The organism is Pseudomonas sp. Irchel 3E20, assembly GCF_900187645.1.
Lineage (GTDB): Bacteria > Pseudomonadota > Gammaproteobacteria > Pseudomonadales > Pseudomonadaceae > Aquipseudomonas.
Map to the genome: position 1 here is coordinate 482,445 of NZ_FYEE01000002.1, position 23,730 is coordinate 506,174.

Annotated in this window: 18 protein-coding genes and 1 other RNA gene; 11 read left to right on the forward strand and 8 right to left on the reverse strand. The window is 63.1% G+C overall.

Annotated elements, in window-relative coordinates; genetic code table 11:
* Position 1: 1 nt before the first annotated feature.
* The 5 genes from smc (at position 2) to ffs (ending at position 8,544) form a co-directional block, all read left to right on the forward strand.
* The gene (gene smc / locus CKW13_RS05570) at positions 2-3,490 is read left to right on the forward strand and encodes a chromosome segregation protein SMC (RefSeq protein WP_095107595.1); all 3,489 of its coding nucleotides are present in this window, start codon (positions 2-4) and stop codon (positions 3,488-3,490) included.
* 304 nt (positions 3,491-3,794) lie between these two features.
* Positions 3,795-4,649: a cell division protein ZipA gene (gene zipA, locus CKW13_RS05575; protein ID WP_095107596.1), complete on the forward strand. Its 855-nt coding sequence runs from the start codon at positions 3,795-3,797 to the stop codon at positions 4,647-4,649.
* Between the two features lie 84 nt (positions 4,650-4,733).
* On the forward strand, positions 4,734-7,091 hold the full coding sequence (ligA, locus tag CKW13_RS05580; RefSeq protein WP_095107597.1) for an NAD-dependent DNA ligase LigA: 2,358 nt from the start codon (positions 4,734-4,736) through the stop codon (positions 7,089-7,091).
* Between the two features lie 63 nt (positions 7,092-7,154).
* Positions 7,155-8,321 carry a putative zinc-binding metallopeptidase gene (locus tag CKW13_RS05585; protein WP_095107598.1) on the forward strand — a complete coding sequence of 389 codons (1,167 nt, stop codon included), beginning with the start codon at positions 7,155-7,157 and terminating at the stop codon, positions 8,319-8,321.
* A 126-nt stretch (positions 8,322-8,447) separates the two neighbouring features.
* Positions 8,448-8,544: signal recognition particle sRNA small type (gene ffs, locus CKW13_RS05590), an RNA gene on the forward strand.
* Between the two features lie 216 nt (positions 8,545-8,760).
* Here ffs and CKW13_RS05595 read toward each other — a convergent pair.
* Positions 8,761-9,075: a helix-turn-helix domain-containing protein gene (locus CKW13_RS05595; RefSeq protein WP_095107599.1), complete on the reverse strand. Its 315-nt coding sequence runs from the start codon at positions 9,073-9,075 to the stop codon at positions 8,761-8,763.
* A gap of 613 nt (positions 9,076-9,688) precedes the next feature.
* Between CKW13_RS05595 and CKW13_RS05600 the strand changes: the two genes are divergently transcribed.
* Positions 9,689-11,389: a bifunctional diguanylate cyclase/phosphodiesterase gene (locus CKW13_RS05600; RefSeq protein ID WP_095107600.1), complete on the forward strand. Its 1,701-nt coding sequence runs from the start codon at positions 9,689-9,691 to the stop codon at positions 11,387-11,389.
* On the opposite strand, the gene CKW13_RS05605 is transcribed toward CKW13_RS05600, so the two are convergent.
* Positions 11,386-12,153 carry an ABC transporter substrate-binding protein gene (locus tag CKW13_RS05605; RefSeq protein ID WP_095107601.1) on the reverse strand — a complete coding sequence of 256 codons (768 nt, stop codon included), beginning with the start codon at positions 12,151-12,153 and terminating at the stop codon, positions 11,386-11,388. The two genes, CKW13_RS05600 and CKW13_RS05605, sit on opposite strands and share 4 nt — an antisense overlap.
* Before the next feature lie 145 nt (positions 12,154-12,298).
* On the opposite strand from CKW13_RS05605, the gene dnaX reads away from it, so the two are divergent.
* The 4 genes from dnaX to recR all read left to right on the forward strand — a co-directional run bounded on the left by dnaX (position 12,299) and on the right by recR (position 16,631).
* Complete coding sequence (gene dnaX, locus CKW13_RS05610; protein ID WP_095107602.1) at positions 12,299-14,365, forward strand: DNA polymerase III subunit gamma/tau; 2,067 nt, start codon at positions 12,299-12,301, stop codon at positions 14,363-14,365.
* A 64-nt stretch (positions 14,366-14,429) separates the two neighbouring features.
* A complete protein-coding gene (locus CKW13_RS05615; protein WP_020300389.1) occupies positions 14,430-14,768 on the forward strand; it encodes a YbaB/EbfC family nucleoid-associated protein in 339 nt (112 codons plus the stop codon).
* 148 nt (positions 14,769-14,916) lie between these two features.
* Positions 14,917-15,951 (forward strand): NADP-dependent oxidoreductase, encoded by a 1,035-nt coding sequence (locus CKW13_RS05620; protein ID WP_095107603.1) that lies wholly within the window; start codon positions 14,917-14,919, stop codon positions 15,949-15,951.
* A gap of 77 nt (positions 15,952-16,028) precedes the next feature.
* The gene (gene recR / locus CKW13_RS05625) at positions 16,029-16,631 is read left to right on the forward strand and encodes a recombination mediator RecR (RefSeq protein WP_095107604.1); all 603 of its coding nucleotides are present in this window, start codon (positions 16,029-16,031) and stop codon (positions 16,629-16,631) included.
* 35 nt (positions 16,632-16,666) lie between these two features.
* Here the strand turns inward: recR and CKW13_RS05630 are convergent, their stop codons facing one another.
* Together CKW13_RS05630 and fnrA are read right to left on the reverse strand one after the other, a co-directional pair.
* A complete protein-coding gene (locus CKW13_RS05630; RefSeq protein WP_095107605.1) occupies positions 16,667-17,215 on the reverse strand; it encodes an adenine phosphoribosyltransferase in 549 nt (182 codons plus the stop codon).
* A gap of 75 nt (positions 17,216-17,290) precedes the next feature.
* The gene (fnrA, locus tag CKW13_RS05635; RefSeq protein WP_095107606.1) at positions 17,291-18,025 is read right to left on the reverse strand and encodes a Crp/Fnr family transcriptional regulator FnrA; all 735 of its coding nucleotides are present in this window, start codon (positions 18,023-18,025) and stop codon (positions 17,291-17,293) included.
* Positions 18,026-18,198: 173 nt separating this feature from the next.
* On the opposite strand from fnrA, the gene CKW13_RS05640 reads away from it, so the two are divergent.
* Positions 18,199-18,696 carry a hypothetical protein gene (locus tag CKW13_RS05640; protein ID WP_176465054.1) on the forward strand — a complete coding sequence of 166 codons (498 nt, stop codon included), beginning with the start codon at positions 18,199-18,201 and terminating at the stop codon, positions 18,694-18,696.
* An 86-nt stretch (positions 18,697-18,782) separates the two neighbouring features.
* Here the strand turns inward: CKW13_RS05640 and hemN are convergent, their stop codons facing one another.
* From hemN to CKW13_RS05660, 4 genes are all read right to left on the reverse strand, one after another.
* A complete protein-coding gene (gene hemN, locus CKW13_RS05645; protein WP_095107607.1) occupies positions 18,783-20,165 on the reverse strand; it encodes an oxygen-independent coproporphyrinogen III oxidase in 1,383 nt (460 codons plus the stop codon).
* A 132-nt stretch (positions 20,166-20,297) separates the two neighbouring features.
* Positions 20,298-20,981: a sulfite exporter TauE/SafE family protein gene (locus CKW13_RS05650; protein WP_095107608.1), complete on the reverse strand. Its 684-nt coding sequence runs from the start codon at positions 20,979-20,981 to the stop codon at positions 20,298-20,300.
* Entirely contained in the window at positions 20,974-21,204 is a 231-nt protein-coding gene (gene ccoS / locus CKW13_RS05655; protein ID WP_095107609.1) for a cbb3-type cytochrome oxidase assembly protein CcoS, read from the reverse strand. The genes CKW13_RS05650 and ccoS overlap by 8 nt, the downstream gene beginning before the upstream one ends.
* A 24-nt stretch (positions 21,205-21,228) precedes the next feature.
* Positions 21,229-23,679 carry a heavy metal translocating P-type ATPase gene (locus tag CKW13_RS05660; protein WP_095107610.1) on the reverse strand — a complete coding sequence of 817 codons (2,451 nt, stop codon included), beginning with the start codon at positions 23,677-23,679 and terminating at the stop codon, positions 21,229-21,231.
* Between the last annotated feature and the right edge of the window lie 51 nt (positions 23,680-23,730).

Genomic DNA, 23,730 nt, shown 5'->3' on the forward strand with positions numbered 1-23,730 from the left:
CGTGCGGCTCAAGTGCATCAAGTTGGCGGGGTTCAAGTCGTTCGTCGACCCGACGACGGTGAACTTCCCCAGTAACATGGCCGCGGTCGTCGGGCCTAATGGCTGCGGCAAGTCGAACATCATCGATGCCGTGCGCTGGGTGATGGGCGAGAGTTCGGCGAAGAACCTGCGCGGCGAGTCGATGACCGACGTCATCTTCAACGGCTCCACCAGCCGCAAACCTGTGAGCCAGGCCAGCATCGAGCTGGTGTTCGACAACTCCGACGCCACCCTGGTGGGCGAGTACGCGGCCTACGCGGAAATCTCCATCCGCCGCAAAGTGACCCGCGACAGCCAGAACAGCTACTTCCTCAACGGCACCAAGTGCCGACGCCGCGACATCACCGATATCTTCCTCGGCACTGGCCTGGGGCCGCGCAGCTACTCGATCATCGAGCAGGGCATGATCTCCAAGCTGATCGAAGCCAAACCCGAGGATTTGCGCAATTTCATCGAAGAAGCGGCGGGCATCTCCAAATACAAGGAGCGGCGCCGCGAAACCGAAAACCGTATCCGCCGTACCCACGAAAACCTGGCGCGCCTGACCGACCTGCGCGAAGAACTGGAACGCCAGCTCGAACGCCTGCACCGCCAGGCCCAGGCTGCCGAGAAGTACCAGGAATACAAGGGCGAGGAGCGCCAACTCAAGGCGCAACTCTCGGCCCTGCGCTGGCAGGCGCTGAACGAGCAAGTGGGGCAGCGCGAGGCGATCATCGGTAACCAGGAAGTCAGCTTCGAGGCCCTGGTGGCCGAGCAGCGCAACGCGGACGCGAGCATCGAGCGCCTGCGCGACGGGCACCATGAACTGTCCGAGCGCTTCAACTTGGTGCAGGGCCGCTTCTATTCCGTAGGCGGCGACATTGCCCGCGTCGAGCAGAGCATCCAGCACGGCCAGCAACGCTTGCGCCAATTGCAGGACGACCTCAAGGAAGCCGAGCGCGCACGCCTGGAAACCGAGTCGCACCTGGGCCACGACCGCACCTTGCTGCTGACCCTGGGCGAAGAGCTGGGTTTGCTCACCCCGGAGCAGGAAGTCACCAGCGCCGCCGCCGAGGAGGCTGCCGCGGCCCTGGAAGAATCCGAAGCCACCATGCATGGCTGGCAAGAGCAATGGGACAGCTTCAACCTGCGCAGCGCCGAGCCGCAGCGCCAGGCCCAGGTTCAGCAATCGCGCATCCAGCAGTTGGAAACCAGCATGGAGCGCCTGGCCGACCGGCAGCGCCGCTTGAGCGAAGAACGCGCCTTGCTGGCGGCCGACCCGGAAGATGCAACGATCCTCGAACTCAACGAACAACTGGCCGCCAGCGAAGCCACCCTCGAAGATTTGCAGGCCAGCGAAGAAGCCCAGGTCGAACGCCTGGAACAACTGCGCCAGGACTTGCAGCGCGCCAGCCAGAGCCAGCAGCAGGCCCAGGGCGAGTTGCAGCGCCTCAACGGCCGCTTGGCTTCCCTGGAAGCCTTGCAGCAAGCGGCGCTTGACCCAGGCACCGGCACCGCGCAGTGGTTGCGTGAGCAAGGGCTGGCCGAGCGCCCGCGCCTGGCCGAAGGCCTGAGCGTGGAAGCAGGCTGGGAGCTGGCGGTGGAAACCGTGCTCGGCGCCGACCTGCAAGCGGTGTTGGTGGACGATTTTGCCGGGGTCGACCTGGCGGGGTTCCAGCAGGGCGATTTGCGCCTGCTCAGCCCCGCCCGCGACGGCGTGCGGGTGCCGGGCAGCCTGCTGGACAAAGTCGAGGCACGGGCCGATCTGTCGCCGTGGCTGGGCCAGGTGCGGCCGGTGGAAAACCTGGACCAGGCCCTGGCGCTGCGCGGCCAACTGGCGGCGGGTGAAAGCCTCATCAGCCGCGACGGTTATTGGGTCGGCCGGCACTTTTTGCGGGTGCGCCGCGCCAGCGAAGCCGAAAGCGGGGTGCTGGCCCGGGGCCAGGAAATCCAGCGTCTGGGGGCGGAACGCGAAGAACGCGAAGCCCTGGTCGAAAGCCTCGAGACCCAGTTGCAAACCCTGCGCGCCCAACAGCGCCAACAGGAAAACGGCCGCGAACACCTGCGCCGCTTGTTGCAGGACGAAGCACGCCAGCAAGGCGAATTGAAGGCCCAGCTCTCCGCCGGCAAGGCCAAAGCTGAGCAGTTGACCCTGCGCCGCAGCCGCCTCGACGAGGAACTGACGGAGTTGGGCGAACAGCGCGCCTTGGAGCACGAGCAGGTCGGCGAAGCGCGCTTGCAGTTGCAAGAGGCCCTCGACAGCATGGCCCTGGACACCGAGCAGCGCGAACTGCTGCTGGCCCAGCGCGACAGCCTGCGCGAGCGCCTTGACCGTGTGCGCCAGGAGTCCCGCAGCCATAAGGATCACGCCCATCAATTGGCGGTACGCCTGGGTTCGCTCAAGGCGCAGCACGACTCCACGCGCCAGGCCCTGGAACGCCTGGAGCTGCAATCAGAACGCCTGAGCGAGAAGCGCGAACAGCTGAGCCTCAACCTGGAAGAGGGCGAGGCGCCGCTGGAAGAATTGCGCCTCAAACTCGAAGAGTTGCTCGACAAACGCATGACCGTGGACGTCGAACTCAAGACCGCGCAAATTGCCCTGGAAGATGCCGACCGCGAGTTGCGTGACGCCGAGAAACGCCGCAGCCAGGCCGAGCAGCAGTCACAGTTGATCCGCAGCCAACTGGAACAGCAACGCATGGAGTGGCAGGCCTTGACCGTGCGGCGCGCGGCCCTGCAAGACCAGTTATTGGAAGATGGCTACGACCTCCATGGCGTATTGGCCACATTGGCCGCTCAAGCAAACGAGAAAGAGGCCGAAGAAGAGTTGGAACGCATCGCGGCGCGTATCCAGCGGCTGGGGGCGATCAACCTCGCGGCCATCGACGAATACCAGCAGCAATCGGAGCGCAAGCGTTATCTGGATGCCCAGAATGCCGACTTGGTGGAAGCCCTCGACACTTTGGAAAACGTGATCCGCAAGATCGACAAGGAAACCCGCAACCGCTTCAAGGACACGTTCGACCAGATCAATGGTGGGCTACAGGCACTCTTTCCAAAAGTTTTCGGTGGCGGCAGCGCTTATTTGGAACTGACGGGCGAAGATCTACTCGATACAGGGGTAACGATCATGGCGCGCCCACCGGGCAAGAAGAACAGCACCATTCATTTGCTCTCCGGCGGAGAGAAAGCCCTGACGGCCCTGGCGCTGGTATTTGCCATCTTCAAGTTGAACCCGGCGCCGTTCTGCATGCTCGACGAAGTTGACGCACCGCTGGATGACGCTAACGTTGGACGCTACGCCCGGTTGGTCAAAGAGATGTCGCAGACCGTGCAGTTCATCTACATCACCCACAACAAGATCGCCATGGAAATGGCCGATCAGTTGATGGGGGTGACCATGCATGAGCCAGGCTGTTCAAGGCTTGTGGCGGTGGACGTCGAAGAAGCGATGGCTATGGTGGAAAGTTAGGCGGCAAGTTGTAAGTGACATGCTGCAAGCGGGTAGGTAGTTGGCTTGTGGTTTGTAGGGTTTAATCTACTGCTGCTGTAAGGGCTTTTACCGTCCAGCACGAAGATGGCTAAATGACACAATTTGCGTGTCAACATTGACAGACGGTGTAAAGTTCTCTTTGGTCGTGCTAGTTTAATGTCAATTTTTCGTATGCGTGGGCAAAACGCCTGTCAGAACATAGAGTTGGCGCCACGTTTTAAAGGGGTTTGCAGCTTGCTAAACCCTTTATTCATCAGCATTTTTCATAGAGGCACGGGATTACATGGAAATCGGTCTGCGCGAGTGGCTGATCGTCATCGGCATTGTTGTCATTGCCGGTATTCTTTTCGATGGCTGGCGCCGCATGCGCGGCGGCAAGGGCAAACTCAAGTTTCGCCTGGACCGCAACCTGTCCAATTTGCCCGATGACGACAGCGGCGGCGCTGAGCTGCTGGGGCCGCCCCGTGTGCTGGACAACCATAAAGAACCGCAACTGGATGAGCATGACTTGCCATCCGTCAGCATGCCGGCCCGCGAGCCCCGTGAAGCGGGCAGTAAACGTGGCAAGCGTGGCGGCGAGCCACAGCAGGGCGACTTGAACCTCAACCTGGACTTGGAAGAAGGCCCAGGTTTCAGTGCCCGCGACACCGATTTCTCCGAAGAACCGCGGGTGGCCAAGGCTGCCGCGGAAAAAGATCAGCCCCAGGCCGAAGAAGTCCTGGTCATCAGCGTGATCTGCCGCGACAGCGGCGGTTTCAAGGGCCCGGCCCTGTTGCAGAACATCCTGGAAAGCGGCCTGCGCTTTGGCGAGATGGACATTTTCCACCGCCACGAAAGCATGGCGGGCAACGGCGAAGTGCTGTTCTCCATGGCCAACGCGGTCAAGCCAGGGGTGTTTGACCTGGACGATATCGACCACTTCAGCACCCCGGCGGTGAGTTTCTTCCTTGGCCTGCCGGGCCCGCGTCACCCCAAACAGGCGTTCGACGTGATGGTCGCCGCCGCCCGCAAGCTGTCCCAGGAACTCAATGGTGAGCTCAAGGACGACCAGCGCAGCGTGTTGACCGCCCAGACCATCGAGCACTATCGCCAGCGCATCGTCGAGTTCGAGCGCCGCGCCCTGACCCAGAAGCGTTGAGTCGCCGGCGCCGGGTTGGCTGGCGCCGCATTGAATAAACACAGAGCAGCCTCGGCTGCTCTTTTGCATTTTGAGAAAACCCCCATGACCGCCGCTCAAACCCGCATCTTGGAACTCCGTGCCGAACTGGACGAGCACAACTACCGCTACCACGTCCTCGACGAACCGAGCATCCCGGACGCCGAATACGATCGCCTGTTCCACGAACTCAAGGCCCTGGAAGCCGCCCACCCGGACTTGGTCACCAGCGACTCGCCTACTCAACGTGTGGGCAGCACAGCGCTGTCGGCGTTCACCCAGGTGCGCCATGAAATGCCGATGCTCAGCCTGGGCAATGCCTTTGAAGAAGCCGACATGCGCGAGTTCGATCGGCGGGTGGTCGAGGGCCTCGACTTGCCGGCCGGCGACCTGTTTGGCGCGGGCGCCGAGGTGCAGTACAGCTGCGAACCCAAGCTCGATGGCCTGGCGGTCAGCCTGCTGTACCAGGACGGCGTGCTGGTGCGCGGCGCCACCCGCGGCGACGGCACCACGGGTGAGGACATCAGCGTCAACGTGCGCACCGTGCGCAATATTCCGCTCAAGCTCAAGGGTTCTGGCTGGCCGGCCACGCTGGAAGTGCGCGGCGAAGTCTATATGTCCAAGGCCGGTTTCGAACGCCTCAACGCCACGCAGCTTGAGGCCGGCGGCAAAACCTTCGCCAACCCGCGCAACGCCGCGGCGGGCAGCCTGCGCCAATTGGACTCGAAGATCACTGCCAGCCGCCCGCTGGAGTTCTGCTGCTATGGCTTGGGCCAGGTCTCGGCAGAGTTCGCCGACACCCACATCGGCAACCTGCAACAGCTCAAGGCCTGGGGCTTGCCCATCAGCCACGAGTTGAAACTGGCCAACGGCATCGCACAGTGCCTGGATTACTACCGCGACATCGGCGCGCGCCGCGATGCGCTGCCCTACGAAATCGATGGTGTGGTGTTCAAGGTCAACAGCCTGGCGGCGCAGCGTGAGCTGGGCTTTCGCGCGCGCGAGCCGCGTTGGGCGATTGCCCATAAATTCCCGGCGCTGGAAGAGCTCACCGAGCTGCTGGACGTGGAGTTCCAGGTCGGCCGCACCGGCGCCGTCACGCCGGTGGCGCGCTTGAAACCGGTGAAGGTGGCCGGGGTCACGGTGGCCAATGCGACATTGCACAACATGGACGAAGTGGCACGCTTGGGCCTGATGATCGGTGACACGGTGATTATCCGCCGCGCCGGCGATGTGATCCCGCAAGTGGTGCAAGTGGTCACCGAGCGCCGCCCGGCCGATGCCCGGCCGGTGCAGATCCCCGAGTGCTGCCCGGTGTGCGGCTCTCATGTTGAACGCACACAACTGGTTAAGCGCAGCAAGGGCCGTGAAACGTTCAGCGAGGGCGCGGTGTATCGCTGCGTCGGGCGGCTGGCCTGCGGTGCGCAGCTCAAGCAGGCGATTATCCATTTCGTCTCGCGCCGGGCCATGGACATCGAAGGCCTGGGGGAGAAAAGCGTCGAGCAGTTGGTGGACGAAGGCTTGGTCCGTTCGCCTGCGGACCTGTACATCCTACGTTTCGAGCAGATCGTGGGCCTGGAAGGCTTTGCCGAGCTGTCCAGCAACAACCTGCTGGCGGCGATCGCCGACAGCAAGCGCCCGGGCCTCGCGCGCTTCATCTATGCCCTGGGCATCCCCGATGTGGGCGAGGAGACCGCCAAGGTGCTGGCGCGCTCCCTGGCCTCCCTTGAGCGCGTTCAACAGGCCTTGCCGCAGGTGTTGACCTACTTGCCGGATGTTGGCCTGGAAGTGGCCCACGAAATCCACAGCTTTTTTGAGGATGCCCACAACCGCGCGGTGATCGAGCAACTGTTGGAGCGCGGCTTGCAGATCCAGGAGCAGGGTGAGTTGGCGGCCGAGTTCGCGGCCAGCGCCACCCTCGACGGCGTGATCGACAAGCTCAACATTCCTTCGGTGGGGCCGGGTGGGGCGAAGAAGCTCGCCGACAAGTTCGGCACCTTGCAAGGGGTGATCGACGCCGATTGGCTGGACATGCGCCAGGCCCTGCCCGAGAAGCAGGCCAAGGCTGTGCGTGCGTTTTTCGATGAGCCACACCACGTCGCCCTGGCCCTGAGCATCGAGGCTCAGCTCAAGGCGTTCGGCATGCACTGGGAGAGCGAGAAAAAACAGGTCGAAGGCTTGCCGCTGGCGGGGCAGACCTGGGTGCTGACCGGTTCGCTGGAGCTGATGAGCCGCGACGTGGCCAAGGTCAAACTGGAAAGCCTGGGGGCCAAGGTCGCCGGCTCGGTGTCGGCCAAGACCCATTGCGTGGTGGCCGGGCCGGGCGCGGGCTCGAAGTTGGCCAAGGCCAATGAGCTGGGGCTCAAGGTGTTGGATGAAGCGGCGTTCGTTGCCTTCTTGGGGCAGCACAACATCGCGGTGTAAGCGGCCCGTGGGAACGATCCATGCGGGGCGTTGATCTAGTGCAGACCACTGGAGGAAATCGCCATGTACCGCTTCTTCGAGCAGCTCGGCTCGCGCATCGCCGCCCCCTTTGCGAGCGGGCCATCGCGCAACAGTAAGGTTTGGGCGTGCCGCTGCGGCCAGGCGCTGTTTTTCCGCAACAGCCAGTGCCTGGCCTGTTCCGCGGCCCTAGGCTATCAACCCGTGCCGGGGCGGCTGACGTCGCTGCAACCGGCCGATTCGCCCGAAACCTGGTGGCTGGACGCCGACCCCCAGGCCGGCGCCTTTGTGCGCTGCGCCAATCTCGACACGCCGGCGGCCTGCAATTGGCTGGTGCCGGCCGGGGAGGGCCAGGGCTTGTGCGTGGCTTGCCGATTGAATCGCACCATCCCCGATCTTTCCTTGGTAGAAAACCACGAGCACTGGCGCAAGGTAGAAATCGCCAAGCGCCGCCTCGTCGCGCAGTTGCTCGACCTGGGCTTGCCGGTCATCGCCAAGCGCGAGGACGAGGCGACGGGCCTGGCCTTCGATTTCGTCGGCACCGACCTGCAAGGGCGCAACCCCACCACCGGCCATGCCGACGGCCTGATTACCCTGGACATCAAGGAAGCCGACGACGCTCACCGCGAACGGGTGCGGGTGCAGATGGGCGAGCCCTACCGCACCTTGCTCGGGCATTTTCGCCATGAGGTGGGCCATTACTATTGGGATCGGTTAATCGCGGGCAGCCAGTGGCTGGGGCCGTTCCGCCGCGTATTCGGCGATGAGCGCGACAGCTATGCCCAAGCCCTGGAGCGGCATTACCAGGAAGGTGCACCGACGCACTGGCAGCAGGGGTTCGTCAGCGCCTACGCAACCATGCACCCGTGGGAGGACTGGGCGGAAACCTGGGCCCACTACCTGCACATGATGGATGCGGTCGATACGGCTCTGGGCTTTGGCATGAGCGCCCGGGAAATGGAGTTGGACTACCAACCGTTTCCCCTCGAAACCCTCTACGACCCGACGCATCCCGGCGGGCCGATGTTTTTGGCGTTCGTCAACGCCTGGATCGAATTGGCGGGCATGCTCAACGAGTTGTCGCGCAGCATGGGGCAGCCGGATTTCTACCCTTTTGTGCTGCCGGCGGCGGTGATTGCCAAACTGCATTTCGTGCACTTGGTGATTGCGCAGGCGGGCGGGCGGGCCGAGGCCGTGGTGCAAAGCCAGTAGGGCCGGGCGTATCGCACAAGTGCTTGAGTGCCCTGGTTTTTTTATCTGAAGGCGGTGGTTGTAACTTCTCGTCAGATCGGTACAATGGCGCGGCTCGCCTGCTGGCGAGCGTCGTTATGGTGACCCCATCGGTCCCCCCGCAACGATTACCCGTGAACCTGGTCAGAGCCGGAAGGCAGCAGCCACAGCGGGAACATTGTGTGCCGGGGTGTGGCTGGTGGGGTCGCCACCTTAACGCCAAGCCTTTTGCTTATCGGCCTTGAGCGTCTGCTGCTGGTAGTCCTGATTCCCCTCTCTGTCTTCTTTTGAATTTCGCTCACTGCGAGTGAGGTTTGTCTGTGTCCGCAATGTGCGCCTGCGCGCCCGACAAGTGGCGCGCAAATATTCAAGGCACAGTTACCGGGGGCGATAACCGCGCCTTGTTTTTTTCTACTGGGCACTAAGGCTTGGACAAGGCCTGGTCTACCGCTGCGATCAGCTTTCCCAGATCCTTCGGGGTGGCTTTGTGTATGACACCGAACAAGTAGGCTCGCTGTTCGTCTTCATCGCCCAGATCCGCGAAAAAGGCTTTCAGTTTTACCCCCAGCACATCGGCAAGCAAGAACAGGGCTTCAACGCTGGGTGTGTAGGTGCCGGTTTCGAAGCGGCTGATGGTTTTAGGATCAAAACCGGTTTTTTCACCTAGTTCAGCCTGAGTAAGCCCCGCTACCTTGCGGTAACGCCTGATGGCTGGACCCAAACTTGAAATTTGCATCGCTTAATTCCCATTTAGAATCAAGAACTTAACGATAAATCTTCGCATTAGACAACGCCATGATTCATCACCTTGCTTTGCAAAATGTGATGTATTTCGTAGAATCGGCACTCCGGGCTGACAATCGGTGAACTGCGTTGAGAGAACAGGTTTGACGAATAGGAATCATTACTGCCGTGTTATTCATTTAAAACAGGCACTTGGCAGTGAGTGAAGGTATTGGCCAATTGTCATCGACCTGTTTTGCTCCAGATTTGCCTGATTGCGTCATTAACCCTAGTTGAACTTCATTCCTGTGCGGGAAATGCCCGCTAAAACATTAGGCGCCTGGACCCTGGGGTGAACAACCGCTTTATCTTGCGTGTAACAGGCCCATCAACCCGCCCCGTGTCGATTCCGGGGTGGGTGTATTGAATGCTGTTTATGGAGCTTTAATGTGCGTTTAAGTTTGTCGGTCATTCTTGTTGAACAAACTTTCGCGGGCGTGCAGTGGCGTGTCGCCATGCCGGGCGCACCGGGTATGAACACGGCGTTACCCAGCACTCCTTATCATCTCTTCCGGGCGCCAGCTCTGGTCGAGCGGTCAAACCGCTAGCGACAACAGGCCTGACTCATGGATGAGCGATACCGTAGGGCTGTGGATGCAGCCGCCATCTTCTCCGAAACCGACCTTGCCGGGCGCATCACGCACGTCAACGATCAGTTCTGCCTGATTTCCGGCTATAGCCGCCAGGAACTGCTAGGGCAGGACCACCGCATGCTCAGCTCCGGCCTTCATCCGGCGGAGTTCTTCTGCACCATGTGGCGCACCATCGCCTTGGGCCATATCTGGAAAGGCGAAATCTGCAACCGCGCCAAGGACGGCAGCCTGTATTGGGTCGATAGCACCGTAGTGCCCTTGCTCGATGAGGTGACCGGGCGGGTGCAGCGTTATGTTTCGATCCGCTTCGATGTCAGCGAAAAACGCCAGCTCTTGCATTCCCTGCAGTGGCGCGTCGGCCATGACGTGCTGACCGGGTTGCCCAACCGCGCCTTTCTCTCGGACCTGCTCGACCAGGCCCTGGATTTCTCCCGGGTCGAGAATATTCCGCTGGCGGTGTGCATGCTCGACCTGGACGGCTTCAAGGCCGTCAACGATGGCTACGGCCACGCCAGTGGCGATTTGCTGCTGGTGGAAGTGGCCAAGCGCCTGCGCGGCATCATCCGCGGCGAAGATGTGGTGGCGCGGTTGGCAGGGGATGAGTTCGTCCTGATCCTGCGTTACGTGCGTGACCTGGTGGAGCTGCGCGCCGCCCTGCAACGCGTATTGGGGGCGCTGTCGGCGCCGTATTCGATACAGGGCAAGGACATCAACGTGTTCGCCAGTATTGGCGTGACCCTGTTCCCGGGCGACAACGAAGACGCCGAAACCCTGCTGCGCCATGCGGACCAGGCGATGTACGTGGCCAAGCAGAGTGGGCGCAACCGTTTTCATCTGTTCGATGTGTCCCGCGATCGCGAGGTCAAGGTCACCCACCAGACCGTCGAGCGCGTGCGCCAGGCTTTGGCGGCTGATGAGCTGTTTTTGCATTTCCAGCCGCGGGTCAACATGCGTGCGGGCGAGGTGGTGGGCTTCGAGGCGCTGCTGCGCTGGCGGCACCCGCAAAACGGCATGGTGCCCTCCCGGGATTTCCTGCCGCTGGTGCGCGAAACCGACCTGATCGTCGACATCGGCGAATGGGTGATGGAGCAGGTTTTGCAGCAGCTGCTGCAATGGCAAAGCGTGGGGCAGCGCTGGCCGGTCACCATCAATATCGCGGCGCGGCACTTCCAGCGCACGGATTTCGTTGAGCGCCTCAAGATCATCCTGGGGCGTCACCCGGGTGTGTCGCCGCAATTGCTGGACCTGGAAATCGTCGAATCCGTAGCCATCGAGAACATCCAACACGTCAGCACTTGCCTGGAAGAGTGCCAGGCCCTGGGTGTGCGCTTCTCCCTGGGGGATTTCGGCACCGGCCACTCGTCCCTGAGCTACCTCAAGCGGCTGAGCACTCACACCATCAAGATCGACAAATCCTTTGTGCGCGACATCCTCAATGACAAGGACGACCTGGCCCTGGCCACAGCGGTGATCGGCCTGGCGCGGGCGTTTGGCCGCGAGGTGGTTGCCGAAGGCCTGGAAACTCTGGAACACGGCCAATTGTTACTGGGGTTGGGCTGTGAAGTGGCCCAGGGCTATTTCATTTCAAGGCCGATGCCGGCGGCAGAAGTGTCGAGCTGGGTGGCGGGGTTCCGGGCCCCGGCGCAGTGGCAGGCGCTGGCGCAAGAGGCCTAGGGCTGGGCGAAGGCGTCCGGGTCCTGCTCCACGGAGCCGGTATAGAGCTGGATGATGGCGTCGATTTCCCCCGACATCTTCATCTTCAGCAAAGTGCGCAGGATGCGTTGTACCGGCAGTTTCGGATCGTTGCGCACGTAGCAACCCACGCTTTGTTCCTGGAGGATGGCCACACCTTGCAGGCGCTGCTCGGCGCTGAGCTTTTGGTTGAACCAATCCAGGCTCCACTGGTTACTTACCGCGTAGCGGTAGCGCCCGGCCAGCAGTTTTTCCAGGACCTGCTCTTGGCTGCGGGCGTCGTCGCGGTACAGGTGGCCGCTGTCGAACAGCGGCTGCAAACTGGGGTAGGTGTAATTGAGCACGGCCCCGATGTTTTGCGGCGCCAGGCTTTCGAGGGTCACCGGTGTGGCGTGGGCGTTGGCACTGACCAGCCAGTCACGCTGGAAGAGTAGCGGGATACTCCAGATGTAATCCCCCGACTGGTTCGGTAGCCACGACTGCGCGGCATAACAGCGCACATCGATATCGCCGTGCTCCATGGCGGTTTGTACCCGGGCGCGGGCCATGACGTGGAACTCGACGGGGTGCCCGACCTGGGTGGCCAGGCTCACCATCATGTCGTGGAGGATGCCCTGGGTCGGCTTGCCCTGGTCGATCTGCACCATCGGCATGGCCCAACTGTCGCTGATGGCGAACCGCAGGGGCGTTTGCGCGGCGATGCTGTCGCTACTTAGCAGCATCAGGGCGGCCCATATCCAATACATAAACACTCCGTGTTGAGCACGCTAAGGGCCGATTAAACCCCGCCCCGAAAGCAGCTTAGCCAGATTAGGCGAGCACGCCGGATGCAATTTCGCCCTTGCTCCGCTAGCATTGGCGGCTTCCGCTTCCCAGTTGCGACGGTTTTCGATGAGTTATCAGGTTCTTGCACGTAAATGGCGCCCGCGCTCGTTCCGCGAAATGGTCGGCCAGACCCATGTGCTCAAGGCTCTGATTAATGCCTTGGACAGCCAGCGGCTGCACCACGCCTACCTGTTCACTGGCACGCGCGGGGTGGGCAAGACTACCATTGCGCGGATAATTGCCAAGTGCTTGAACTGTGAAACCGGCATCACCTCCACCCCCTGTGGCACCTGCTCGGTGTGCCGGGAGATCGACGAGGGCCGGTTCGTTGACCTGATCGAGATCGACGCCGCCAGCCGCACCAAGGTCGAGGACACCCGCGAGTTGCTGGACAACGTGCAGTACGCCCCTAGCCGCGGGCGCTTCAAGGTCTACCTGATCGACGAAGTGCACATGCTCTCCAGCCACTCGTTCAACGCGCTGCTCAAAACCCTTGAAGAGCCGCCGCCCTACGTCAAGTTCATCCTTGCGACCACGGACCCTCAGAAACTTCCTGCAACAATTTTGTCCCGTTGCCTACAGTTCTCGCTGAAAAATATGACCCCCGAGCGCGTGGTCGAGCACTTGACCCATGTGCTCGGGGTGGAAAACGTGCCGTTCGAGGACGACGCCCTATGGCTGTTGGGCCGCGCCGCCGATGGCTCGATGCGCGACGCCATGAGCCTGACCGACCAAGCCATCGCCTTCGGTGAAGGCAAAGTGATGGCGGCGGACGTGCGGGCGATGCTCGGCACCCTCGATCACGGCCAGGTGTATGACGTGCTCCATGCGCTGCTCGATGGCGATGCCAAGGGCTTGCTCGAAGCCGTGCGCCACCTCGCGGAGCAGGGCCCAGATTGGAACGGCGTGCTCTCGGAAATTCTCAACGTGCTGCACCGCGTGGCCATCGCCCAGGCCTTGCCCGAAGGCGTTGATAACGGCCATGGCGACCGCGACCGTGTGTTGGCTTTGGCCCAGGCCTTGCCAGCCGAGGATGTGCAGTTTTACTACCAGATGGGCCTGATCGGGCGCCGTGACCTACCCCTGGCGCCAGACCCGCGCGGCGGCTTTGAAATGGTCCTGTTGCGCATGCTGGCCTTCCGCCCGGCGGACAGCCAGGACGCACCGAGGCAGCCGCTAAAGCCAGTGGGAATCAGCCAAGCCACAGTTGATTCCGCCAACGCAGTGGCAGCCACACCGCGTGTGGCTGCCGTCGTGGCCCCCACTCCGGTAGAGGTTGCGCCGGTTGCGTCGGCAGTTGTCGCCGCGCCTGAGTCGGTTGCGCCTGTGGTGCAGCCTGTGGTCGCAGCGGTTGCACCGGCCGAGGAAGTGGTCGACCTGCCCTGGAACGACCCGGTTGCACCCCAGGACGAGCAACAGCCCGCCAGCGAGCCGGTGCTGGAAACGGTCGCCGAACAACCCGACCTGACCCCCATGCCGGCCCTGACCCCCGACAGCGTGGTGCCGGACGCCCCCGAGTGGGCCGCCGCGCCTATCCCCGAGCCTTCCGTGGCCGAGGTGGATGCCGCCACGCCGGGCGCGGACCTGGACGACGAGCCGCCGCTGGACGAAGACTACATCGAGCCGGACATGGACTCGGCCTACAGCTACCTCGATGAGTTGGCCAGCGAACACACCGCCGAGCCGGCCGCCGAACCCGAGCCGTTGCCCGCCGCCGCGCCGGCCACCGGCCTGGCGCTGGAGTGGTTGCACCTGTTCCCGAAACTGCCGATTTCCGGCATGACCGGCAGCATCGCCGCCAACTGCACCTTGATGGCGGTGGAGGGCGACCACTGGTTGCTGCACCTGGACCCGGCCCACAGTGCGTTGTTCAACGCCACCCAGCAACGGCGCCTCAACGATGCGCTGAACCAGTATCACCAGCGCACGCTGACCATCAGCATTGAATTGATTAAGCCCGAGCAGGAAACCCCAGCCCAGGCAGCCTCACGCCGGCGCGGCGAGCGCCAGCGCGAGGCGCAGGAGTCGATCCATGGCGATCCGCTCATCCAGCAGATGATCCAGCAGTTTGGCGCGGTGGTCCGCCAGGATACTATCGAGCCCGTCGACGCCCCGGTGAGCCAGGGCTCATGAACTGAAGGGCATCCGGCCCCCTGGCCGGGTGCTGTGTTTATCCAAGTACTTTGAGGTGATTCCCATGATGAAAGGTGGCATGGCCGGCCTGATGAAGCAGGCGCAGCAGATGCAGGAAAAAATGGCCAAGATGCAGGAAGAACTGGCCAACGCCGAAGTGACCGGCAAGGCAGGTGGCGACATGGTTACCGTGGTGATGACCGGCCGCCATGACGTCAAGCGCGTCAGCATCGACCCGACGCTGCTTGAAGGCGTCAGCGAAGACGACCGCGAAGTGCTTGAAGACCTGTTCGCCGCCGCGGTCAACGACGCAGTGCGCAAGATCGAAGCCAACAGCCAGGACAAAATGTCCGGCATGACCGCGGGCATGCAGTTGCCGCCGGGCATGAAATTGCCGTTCTGATTCGCCTCCGCGCATCCGATGAGCTACACAAAATGCCAGGCCTCGTGCCTGGCATTTTTATTGGCGCACCAGAAACATCGAACCGTCGGTCGCTAATAGCGGTCTGCTACCTGTACCGTCCCATCCCTTACCCAAAGGAGACGATTTCATGTCCCAGCCCTTGACCCTCAATCAGCGCGTAGTCCTGGCCTCGCGCCCGACTGGCGCGCCGGTGCCCGAGAACTTTCGCCTGGAGCGCGTGGCGTTGCCAGACTTGGCCGACGGCCAGGTACTGCTCAAGACCCTGTACCTGTCGCTGGACCCCTACATGCGCGGACGTATGAGCGACGCTCCGTCCTACGCGGCGCCGGTAGAAATCGACGAGGTGATGACCGGTGGCGCTGTCAGCCGGGTCGAGCGTTCGCTCAACCCGCGCTTCGAGGCGGGCGACTTGGTGGTGGGCGTCACAGGGTGGCAAAGCCATAGCATCTCAGACGGGCGCAACCTGATCCCGGTGCCCTCAGGCCTGCCCAGCCCTTCCATGGCCCTGGGTGTGTTGGGCATGCCCGGCATGACGGCCTACATGGGCCTTATGGATATCGGCCAGCCCAAGGCTGGGGAAACCCTGGTAGTGGCGGCCGCCTCCGGCGCGGTGGGCTCGGTGGTCGGCCAAGTGGCGAAAATCAAGGGTTTGCGCGTGGTGGGTGTGGCCGGCGGCGCGGACAAGTGCCGCTATGTGGTCGAGGAGTTGGGCTTTGATGCCTGCATTGACCACAAGCGCGAGGATTTCGCCGAGCAACTGGCCCAGGCCTGTTTCAAGGGCGTCGATATCTACTTCGAAAACGTCGGAGGCAAGGTCTTCGATGCAGTGGTGCCGCTGCTCAACCCGCGGGCGCGGATCCCGCTGTGTGGCTTGATCGCCCAATACAACGCCCACGTGGCGCCCACCGGGCCGGATCGCCTGCCGCTATTGCAGCGCACTCTGCTGACCAAGCGGGCGCGGATCCAGGGGTTTATCGTGTTTGACGACTATGGCGATCGCCAGCCGGAATTCATCAGTGCCATGGCGCCCTGGGTACGCGAGGGCAAGGTGAAGTTTCGCGAAGACGTGGTCGAAGGCCTGGAGCATGCGCCCGAGGCGTTCATCGGCCTGCTGGAGGGGCGTAACTTCGGCAAATTGGTGGTACGGGTGGCCCAGGGCTGACGGGCGGGCCGGCATTTGACGCTGGCCGGGGGCGCGGGTATAAACCGCGTCTCGTTGTTTTTGTCGGACTTTTTCCCATGAGCTTCAGCCCCCTGATTCGCCAACTGATCGACGCCCTGCGTACTTTGCCAGGCGTGGGTCAGAAAACCGCCCAGCGTATGGCACTGCAACTGCTTGAGCGCGATCGTAGCGGCGGCTCGCGCCTGGCCCAGGCCCTGAGCCAGGCCATGGAAGGGGTGGGCCACTGCCGCCTGTGCCGCACGCTGACCGAGGACGACCTTTGCCCGCAATGCGCCGACCCGCGTCGCGACGACACGCTGTTGTGCGTGGTGGAAGGGCCGATGGACGTGTACGCGGTAGAGCAGACCGGTTATCGCGGCCGCTATTTTGTGCTCAAGGGCCACTTGTCGCCGCTGGATGGGCTGGGCCCGGAAGCCATCGGCATTCCGCAACTGCTGGCGCGCATCGAAGAGCAGGGGAGCTTTAGCGAAGTGATCCTGGCCACCAACCCTACAGTAGAGGGTGAGGCGACGGCGCACTACATCGCCCAACTGCTCAACAATAAAGGCCTGATCGCCTCGCGCATCGCCCACGGGGTGCCGTTGGGTGGCGAGTTGGAGTTGGTGGATGGCGGTACGCTGGCCCACTCGTTTGCCGGGCGCAAACCCATCGCTTTGTAGGCGGCAGGATTGCCCCGGGTAGGTAGCCGTAACCCTTACTTGTCGGTCAACGCAAACTGGGTCAGGCAGAACGTCGGGATGCCCATGTCTTGCAGGCGTTGGGAACCGCCCAGTTCCGGCAGGTCGATGATGGCGGCGGCTTCAAAAATCCGCGCGCCCATGCGCCGCACCAGGTTGGCGGCGGCGATCAGGGTGCCGCCGGTGGCGATCAGGTCATCGAACATCAGCACCGAGTCCCCCTCGCACAGGCTGTCGGCATGCACTTCCATGAAGGCTTCGCCGTATTCGGTCTGGTAGACCTCGGCCAGAACGTCGGCCGGCAACTTGCCTTGCTTGCGAAACAGCACCAGGGGTTTGTTCAACTGGTAGGCGATGATCGCGCCGATCAGAAACCCGCGGGCATCCATCGCACCGATATGGCTGAAATCGGCCTCAACGTAGCGGTGGGCGAAGCTGTCGGCCACCAGGCGCAGGGCCTTGGGCGACTGGAACAGCGGGGTGATGTCGCGAAAAATCACGCCCGGCTTGGGGAAGTCCACCACGGGGCGGATTAGGGATTTGATGTCGAAACTGTCGAAGGGCATCGTCGGGAGTCCAGGCAGGGCTACAAACGCGGCAGTATAACCGCGGCCACGCCTGATGGCGCGGCCGGGCAGGGGTTAGCCTTCGACCGAACCGCCCGCCAGGGCGCAGAGTTGGATCGGGTCGAGGATGTGTACTTCCTTGCCTTCGGCCGCCAGCAGTTCGTTTTGCTGGAAACGGGTAAACACCCGCGACACGGTTTCCACCGCCAGGCCCAGGTAGTTGCCGATTTCGTTGCGCGACATGCTCAGGCGGAACTGATTGGCCGAGAACCCACGCGCACGGAAACGCGCCGACAGGTTGACGAGGAAGGTGGCGATGCGCTCGTCGGCGGTCTTTTTCGACAGTAACAGCATCATTTGCTGGTCGTCGCGGATCTCGCGGCTCATCACGCGCATCAGTTGGCGGCGCAACTGGGGCAGTTGCAGGGCCAGTTCGTCGAGGCGCTCAAAGGGGATTTCACATACCGACGTGGTTTCCAAGGCCTGGGCCGACACCGGATGCTTTTCGGTGTCCATGCCCGACAAGCCGACCAGTTCGCTGGGCAGGTGGAACCCGGTGATCTGTTCTTCGCCGCTGTCGCTGAGGCTGAAGGTCTTCAAGGCGCCTGAGCGTACTGCAAAGACGGAATCGAAGGCGTCGCCCTGGCGAAATAGAAATTCGCCCTTTTTCAGTGGGCGGCCGCGTTTAACGATTTCGTCCAGCGCATCCATGTCTTCCAGATTCAGCGAAAGTGGCAGGCAGAGAGGAGCCAGGCTGCAATCCTTGCAATGAGCCTGGTTGTGAGCGCGCAGTTTAACTGGCTCGGACATTTCTTAAATCCTTGTGGGAAATCACACATAAGTCGCAAGGGTAACTCACGGGAGGACATTGAAGCCAGCCTATCGCGTAATGGCATGCGGCCATGTTTTGCCCGGGTGCTCTCAAGTTTTCCCGGTAGCGGCCGATCAAAAGCTATCGCCAGAACTGTCAAGGAGCTTGAATTATGTGGGTTATAGGGGGCGTCACTATCGGCGGAAATGGCTTTTCGCCGGTCGTCGGTTCCGCAGCTAATACCGTTGAGAAGGATGCGGGTGCGACGAAAGAGCAGGGCGCGGTGGCGGCGGTCGATGCCAGCAAACCGGCCGAAGGGGTGTCGGTGACCTTTTCCGGGGCGGCGCTGAAGATGGCGGCTGAGGCCAAGAAAGCCGACCAGAGCAACAGCGATATCGAGGAGAGTGGCCTGGACAAGAACATCCAGGAAATCCTCAAGACCATTCGCGCGTTGAAGCAGCAGATCGCCGAGAAAATGGCCGAGATGCAGGCGGCAATGGCGGATAAGAGCCTGAGCCCGGAGCAGATGCAAGCCAAAGTCAGTGCGCTGCAATCGACGCTTTCGGCATTGAACGCCGGCCTGACTAGCGCTAATGCGTCTCTGCTCAAGGCAATAAAAGACGCCAGCCCGGAAGCAGCGATGAAGGCAGGCACCCTGGCGGCAAAATGACGCGCCGCGCCTGACTTCTTTTTTTGGGGGGGAGGTAAACCTGTTTGCTCCCCCTGGCTCAGGCTTTTGACTACCGGGTTAGTTCTTCAGATGACCCGCGAAAACCGCTGGCGATTCTGCTGTTCCAGGTACGCATCGAACACCATGCACACCGAGCGCACCAGCAGGCGACCGGCGGGCAATACCTGAATGCGTTCGTCGTTCAGTTCAATCAAACCGTCATCGGCCATGGCCTGCAATTGCGGCCAGAGCTGCACGAAGTAGCCTTTGAAGTCGATGTTGAAGGTTTGCTCGATCTCATAGAAGTCCAGGCTGAAACGACAGATCAACTGCTGGATCACCTCACGGCGCAAGCGGTCGTCCTGGTTGCAGATCAGCCCACGGCTGGTGGCCAGTTGGGCGCCGCCCAGGGCGTTTTGGTACTGGTTCAAGTCGCTGGCGTTCTGGCAGTACAGGTCGCCGATCTGGCTGATGGCCGACACGCCCAGGCCGATCAGGTCGCAATGGCCGTGGGTGGTGTAACCCTGGAAGTTGCGTTGCAGGGTCGATTCTTCCTGGGCGATGGCCAGTTCATCGTCGGGCAGGGCGAAGTGGTCCATGCCGATGTAGCGGTAACCGGCGGCGGTCAGTTGCTCGATGGTGCGTTCGAGCATGCGCAGTTTGTCGGCCGGGGCCGGCAGTTCGTCGCTGTTGATGCGCCGTTGCGGCATGAACCGCTCGGGCAAGTGGGCGTAGTTGAACACCGAGAGCCGGTCCGGTTGCAGGCGGATCACTTCTTCCACGGTGCGGGCGAAGTTCTCCGGGGTTTGCTTGGGTAGGCCGTAGATCAGGTCGATATTGATCGAGCGAAATTGCAGGGTGCGCGCCGCTTCGATCACCGCGCGGGTTTCTTCCAGGCTCTGCAAGCGGTTGACCGCCCGCTGCACCTCGGGGTCGAGGTCTTGCAGGCCGATGCTGACACGGTTGAAGCCTAGCTCGCGCAACAGGCCCATGGTCGACCAGTCGGCCTCGCGCGGGTCGATCTCGATGCCGTAGTCACCGGAGTCGTCGTCCAGCAGGTTGAAGTGCTTGCGCAATTGCGCCATCAACTGGCGCAACTCGTCGTGGCTGAGAAAGGTCGGCGTGCCGCCGCCAAAGTGCAGTTGCTCGACGGTCTGGTTGGGGTCCAGGTGGCAGGCGATCAGTTGGATTTCCTGCTCCAGGCGTTGCAGGTAGGGCGCCGCGCGGCCACGGTCTTTGGTGATGACTTTGTTGCAGGCGCAGTAGTAGCAGATGTTGGCGCAGAACGGCACGTGGACATACAGCGACAGTGGGCGCACAGCTTTGCGGCTGTCGCGCAAGGCATGGAGCAGGTCGAAGGTGCCGACCTGGCTGCCGAACTGGACGGCGGTCGGATAAGAGGTGTACCGAGGCCCCGCCAAGTCGTAGCGGTGGATCAGATCTGAGTCCCAACGAATGGCGTCGAGCATGCGGGCGTTCCCCCGGATAGGCTTGCAATGGCAGCGAGTCTAGGGGGTTCACATGATGGTCATCTTGATTTGTATCAACGCTGTCCGGGGGGCTGAGACGCTCGGTCGCATGGCCGCGCGGGCAGGAAAACGCTAGTGCCCCATCAGCCAATGCTGGTGCGGGCCGGGCAGTGTCCATAAGCCGAACAGGATCACCAGCAGGCCACCGGCCATGCGCACGCTGCGCTTGCGCAGCAGCGCCGTGACCCGCTCGGCGGCCAGCCCCGTGGCCAGCAATACGGGCCAGGTGCCGAGGCCGAAGGCGAGCATCAGCAAGGCGCTGTCCACGGCGTTGCCCTGGCTTGCCGCCCACAGGAGGGTGCTGTAGACCAGCCCGCACGGCAGCCAGCCCCACAGTGCGCCCAGCAACAAGGCGCGAGGCAGGCTGGATACCGGCAGCAAACGGTTGGCAAACGGCTGGATATGCCGCCACAGGCCGCGCCCGAGGCCTTCGATGCGGGTCAGGCCGCTCCACCAGCCCGCCAGGTACAGGCCCATGGCGATCAACAGCAACCCGGCGAGGACGCGCATGAGCGTCGCCATCGGGCCGCTGGCCACGGCCCAGCCGGCCAGGCCTATCAGCAGGCCGGCGGTGGCGTAGCTGAGGATGCGCCCCAGGTTGTACGCCAGCAGCAGGCGAAAGCGTCGCGCCCGTTGTTCCTTGGGGATGGCCAGGGTCAGGGCGCCCATCAGGCCGCCGCACATGCCCAGGCAATGGCCGCCGCCGAGCAGGCCGAGGATCAGCGCGGAAACCAGCAGCGGTGCCAGTTCAAGCATGGGGGGCCTGGTCTTTGTCGGCAGGAGGGGTTGGGGTGTTCGGCGGGCCGTCGGCCTCGTCGACGGCGGCCAGGTGCTTGGGGTCCTGGTCGTCGAACAGCACGCTGTGGGCCGGGCCGTCGAGGTCGTCGTACTGGCCGCTGTCCACGGCCCAGAAGAAGATGTAGACCGCGATGGCGACGATCAACAGCGCGGCCGGGATCATTACGTAAAGCGCTGGCATGGCTGGACTCCGTGCCCGCCCGGTTCAGGCCGGGAGTGGGCGGGTGGCTGAAGGGGCGTTGGCGCCCGGCGCGCTCGGCATGCGAGTCAGGCGCAGGGCGTTGAGGACCACGATCAACGAACTGATGGACATGCCCACCGCCGCCCAGATCGGAGTAATCCAGCCCAGGGCGGCGAACGGCAACATGAGGCCATTGTACAGGCCGGCCCACAGCAGGTTCTCGATGATTATCCGGCGCGTGCGCCGCGCCAGGGTAAAGGCTTGCACCAGCGCGTCGAGGCGATTGGACAGAAGTACGGCGTCGGCGCTGGTTTTCGCCAGGTCGGTGGCCGAGCCCATGGCCACACTGATGTCGGCGGCGGCCAGCACCGGCACGTCGTTGACCCCATCACCCAGCATCAGCACCTTGCGGCCTTCTGCGTGGAGGCTTTGCAGCACCTTGAGTTTGTCGTCGGGGCGCAAGCCGCCGCGGGCTTCGTCGATGCCCAGTTCGGCGGCGACACTGGCCACCATCGGTGAGCTGTCGCCGGACAGCAGCAGGGTGCGCCAGCCCCGGGCCTTGCAGGCGGCCAGCAGGTCGGGCGCGTCAAGGCGCAAACGGTCATCCAGGACCAGCCAAGCCAGTGCGCCCTGGGTATCGCCGAGCAACAGCCATTGCCCGTGCTCGTCCGGCATGGCCGGCACCGCGCAGCCGCTGAGGGCGCAAACAAACCCCGGTTGGCCGATACGCAGGCGTTGCTCGCCGACCCGCCCTTCCAGGCCTAGGCCGGGGGTGCTGAGCACTTCCTCGGCGGCCAGGGGCGCACGGCCAAAGGCGCGGGCGATGGGGTGTTCGGAGCGGTTTTCCAGGGCGGCGGCCAGGGCCAGGCACTGGTCGCTGTCCAGTGCTCCGAGGGGGCGGATGGCGCGTAGGGTCAGGCGACCTTCGGTGAGGGTGCCGGTTTTGTCGAAAATCACCGTGTCGATCTGGTTCAGGCCTTCGAGTACATGGCCGCGGGTCAGTAGCAGGCCGAGCTTGTGCAGGGTGCCGGTGGCGGCGGTCAGCGCCGTCGGGGTGGCCAGGGACAAGGCGCACGGGCAGGTGGCCACTAGCATGGCCAGCACAATCCAGAAGGCTCGCGACGAATCCAACTCCCACCACAGCACGCCGATGGCGGCGGCGGCGATCAGGGAGAACAGCAAGAACCATTGGGCGGCGCGGTCGGCGATTTGCGCCAGGCGCGGTTTTTCGGCTTGGGCGCGGTCCAGCAGGCGCACGATGGCGGACAGGCGCGTGTCGTGGCCCAGAGCCAGTACTTCGACGGTCAGTGCGCCTTCGACGTTGAGGGTGCCAGCGGTGACCGCATCGCCTTGGCTGCGGGGTTGGGGCAGGTATTCGCCAGTGAGCAGGGATTCATCGACGCTGGATTGGCCGTCGAGAATCCGCCCGTCCGCCGGCAGAATCGCGCCGGGGTGTACCAGCACCTTGTCACCCAGGCGCAGTTCGCTGAGCAAGATGCGCTCGCTCTGGCCGTCATCGCTCAGGCGCAGGCATGAGGCAGGCAGCAGGTTGACCAGTTGCGCGGTGGCGGCGGCGGTGCGTTCGCGGGCGCGCCGCTCCAGGTAACGCCCGGCCAGCAGGAACAGGGCGAACATGCCCACCGCGTCGAAGTACAACTCGCCGACGCCGGTGATCGAGGTCCAGATCCCGGCCACGTAAGCGCCGCCAATGGCCAGGGACACGGACACGTCCATGGTCAGGTGGCGGGTGCGCAGGTCGCGCACGGCGCCCTTGAAGAACGGCGCGCAGCTGTAGAACACGATGGGCGTGGTCAGGAACAGCGCAACCCAGCGCAGGATGGTGTGCAACTCGGGGCTGAGGTCGATGTTGAATTCCGGCCAGGTGGCCATGGTTGCCATCATCGCCTGGAACCACAGCAGGCCAGCCAGGCCCAGTTGGCGCAAGGCCAGGCGATTTTCGCTGGCCAGTTGTTCGCTGGCGCGGTCGGCCTGGTAGGGGTGGGCGGCGTAGCCAATATGGCGCAACTCACTGAGGACTTGGCTCAGGGGCAGGTCGCTGTCGGCCCAGCGCACATGCAGGCGATGGTTGGACAGGTTCAGCCGCGCCTCGGCCACGGCGGGCAGGCCGCGCAGGTGTTTTTCGATCAGCCAGCCGCACGCAGCGCAACTGATGCCTTCCATCAGCAAGGTGGTTTCGGCTAGGTCGCCGTCATGGCGTACGAAGGGTTTTTGCACGTCGGCGCGGTCATACAGCGCCAGTTCGTCGACTAACTGCACCGGCAAGGCTTCGGGGTTGGCCGACGCCTCGCTGCGGTGCTGGTAATAGCTTTCCAGGCCCCCGGCGACAATCGCCTCAGCCACGGCTTGGCACCCGGGGCAGCACATCTCCCGCACCTGGCCGAGCACGACGGCGGTGAAACGGCTGCCGGGCGGGACGGGCAGGGCGCAGTGGTAGCAGGGCGTCGGGGAGGTCATGGCGGTGGGTCTGTGTCGTCTGGGGGGCCTTAGCGCGGGCAAGCCCGCTCC

Bases quoted from the DNA above. Each gene is read 5' to 3' on its own strand.
- zipA (WP_095107596.1), top strand. From the start codon at position 3,795: ATGGAAATCGGTCTGCGCGAGTGGCTGATCGTCATCGGCATTGTTGTC.
- ligA (WP_095107597.1), top strand. From the start codon at position 4,734: ATGACCGCCGCTCAAACCCGCATCTTGGAACTCCGTGCCGAACTGGAC.
- CKW13_RS05585 (WP_095107598.1), top strand. From the start codon at position 7,155: ATGTACCGCTTCTTCGAGCAGCTCGGCTCGCGCATCGCCGCCCCCTTT.
- CKW13_RS05595 (WP_095107599.1), bottom strand. From the start codon at position 9,075: ATGCAAATTTCAAGTTTGGGTCCAGCCATCAGGCGTTACCGCAAGGTA.
- CKW13_RS05600 (WP_095107600.1), top strand. From the start codon at position 9,689: ATGGATGAGCGATACCGTAGGGCTGTGGATGCAGCCGCCATCTTCTCC.
- CKW13_RS05605 (WP_095107601.1), bottom strand. From the start codon at position 12,153: ATGTATTGGATATGGGCCGCCCTGATGCTGCTAAGTAGCGACAGCATC.
- dnaX (WP_095107602.1), top strand. From the start codon at position 12,299: ATGAGTTATCAGGTTCTTGCACGTAAATGGCGCCCGCGCTCGTTCCGC.
- CKW13_RS05615 (WP_020300389.1), top strand. From the start codon at position 14,430: ATGATGAAAGGTGGCATGGCCGGCCTGATGAAGCAGGCGCAGCAGATG.
- CKW13_RS05620 (WP_095107603.1), top strand. From the start codon at position 14,917: ATGTCCCAGCCCTTGACCCTCAATCAGCGCGTAGTCCTGGCCTCGCGC.
- recR (WP_095107604.1), top strand. From the start codon at position 16,029: ATGAGCTTCAGCCCCCTGATTCGCCAACTGATCGACGCCCTGCGTACT.
- CKW13_RS05630 (WP_095107605.1), bottom strand. From the start codon at position 17,215: ATGCCCTTCGACAGTTTCGACATCAAATCCCTAATCCGCCCCGTGGTG.
- fnrA (WP_095107606.1), bottom strand. From the start codon at position 18,025: ATGTCCGAGCCAGTTAAACTGCGCGCTCACAACCAGGCTCATTGCAAG.
- CKW13_RS05640 (WP_176465054.1), top strand. From the start codon at position 18,199: ATGTGGGTTATAGGGGGCGTCACTATCGGCGGAAATGGCTTTTCGCCG.
- hemN (WP_095107607.1), bottom strand. From the start codon at position 20,165: ATGCTCGACGCCATTCGTTGGGACTCAGATCTGATCCACCGCTACGAC.
- CKW13_RS05650 (WP_095107608.1), bottom strand. From the start codon at position 20,981: ATGCTTGAACTGGCACCGCTGCTGGTTTCCGCGCTGATCCTCGGCCTG.
- ccoS (WP_095107609.1), bottom strand. From the start codon at position 21,204: ATGCCAGCGCTTTACGTAATGATCCCGGCCGCGCTGTTGATCGTCGCC.
- CKW13_RS05660 (WP_095107610.1), bottom strand. From the start codon at position 23,679: ATGACCTCCCCGACGCCCTGCTACCACTGCGCCCTGCCCGTCCCGCCC.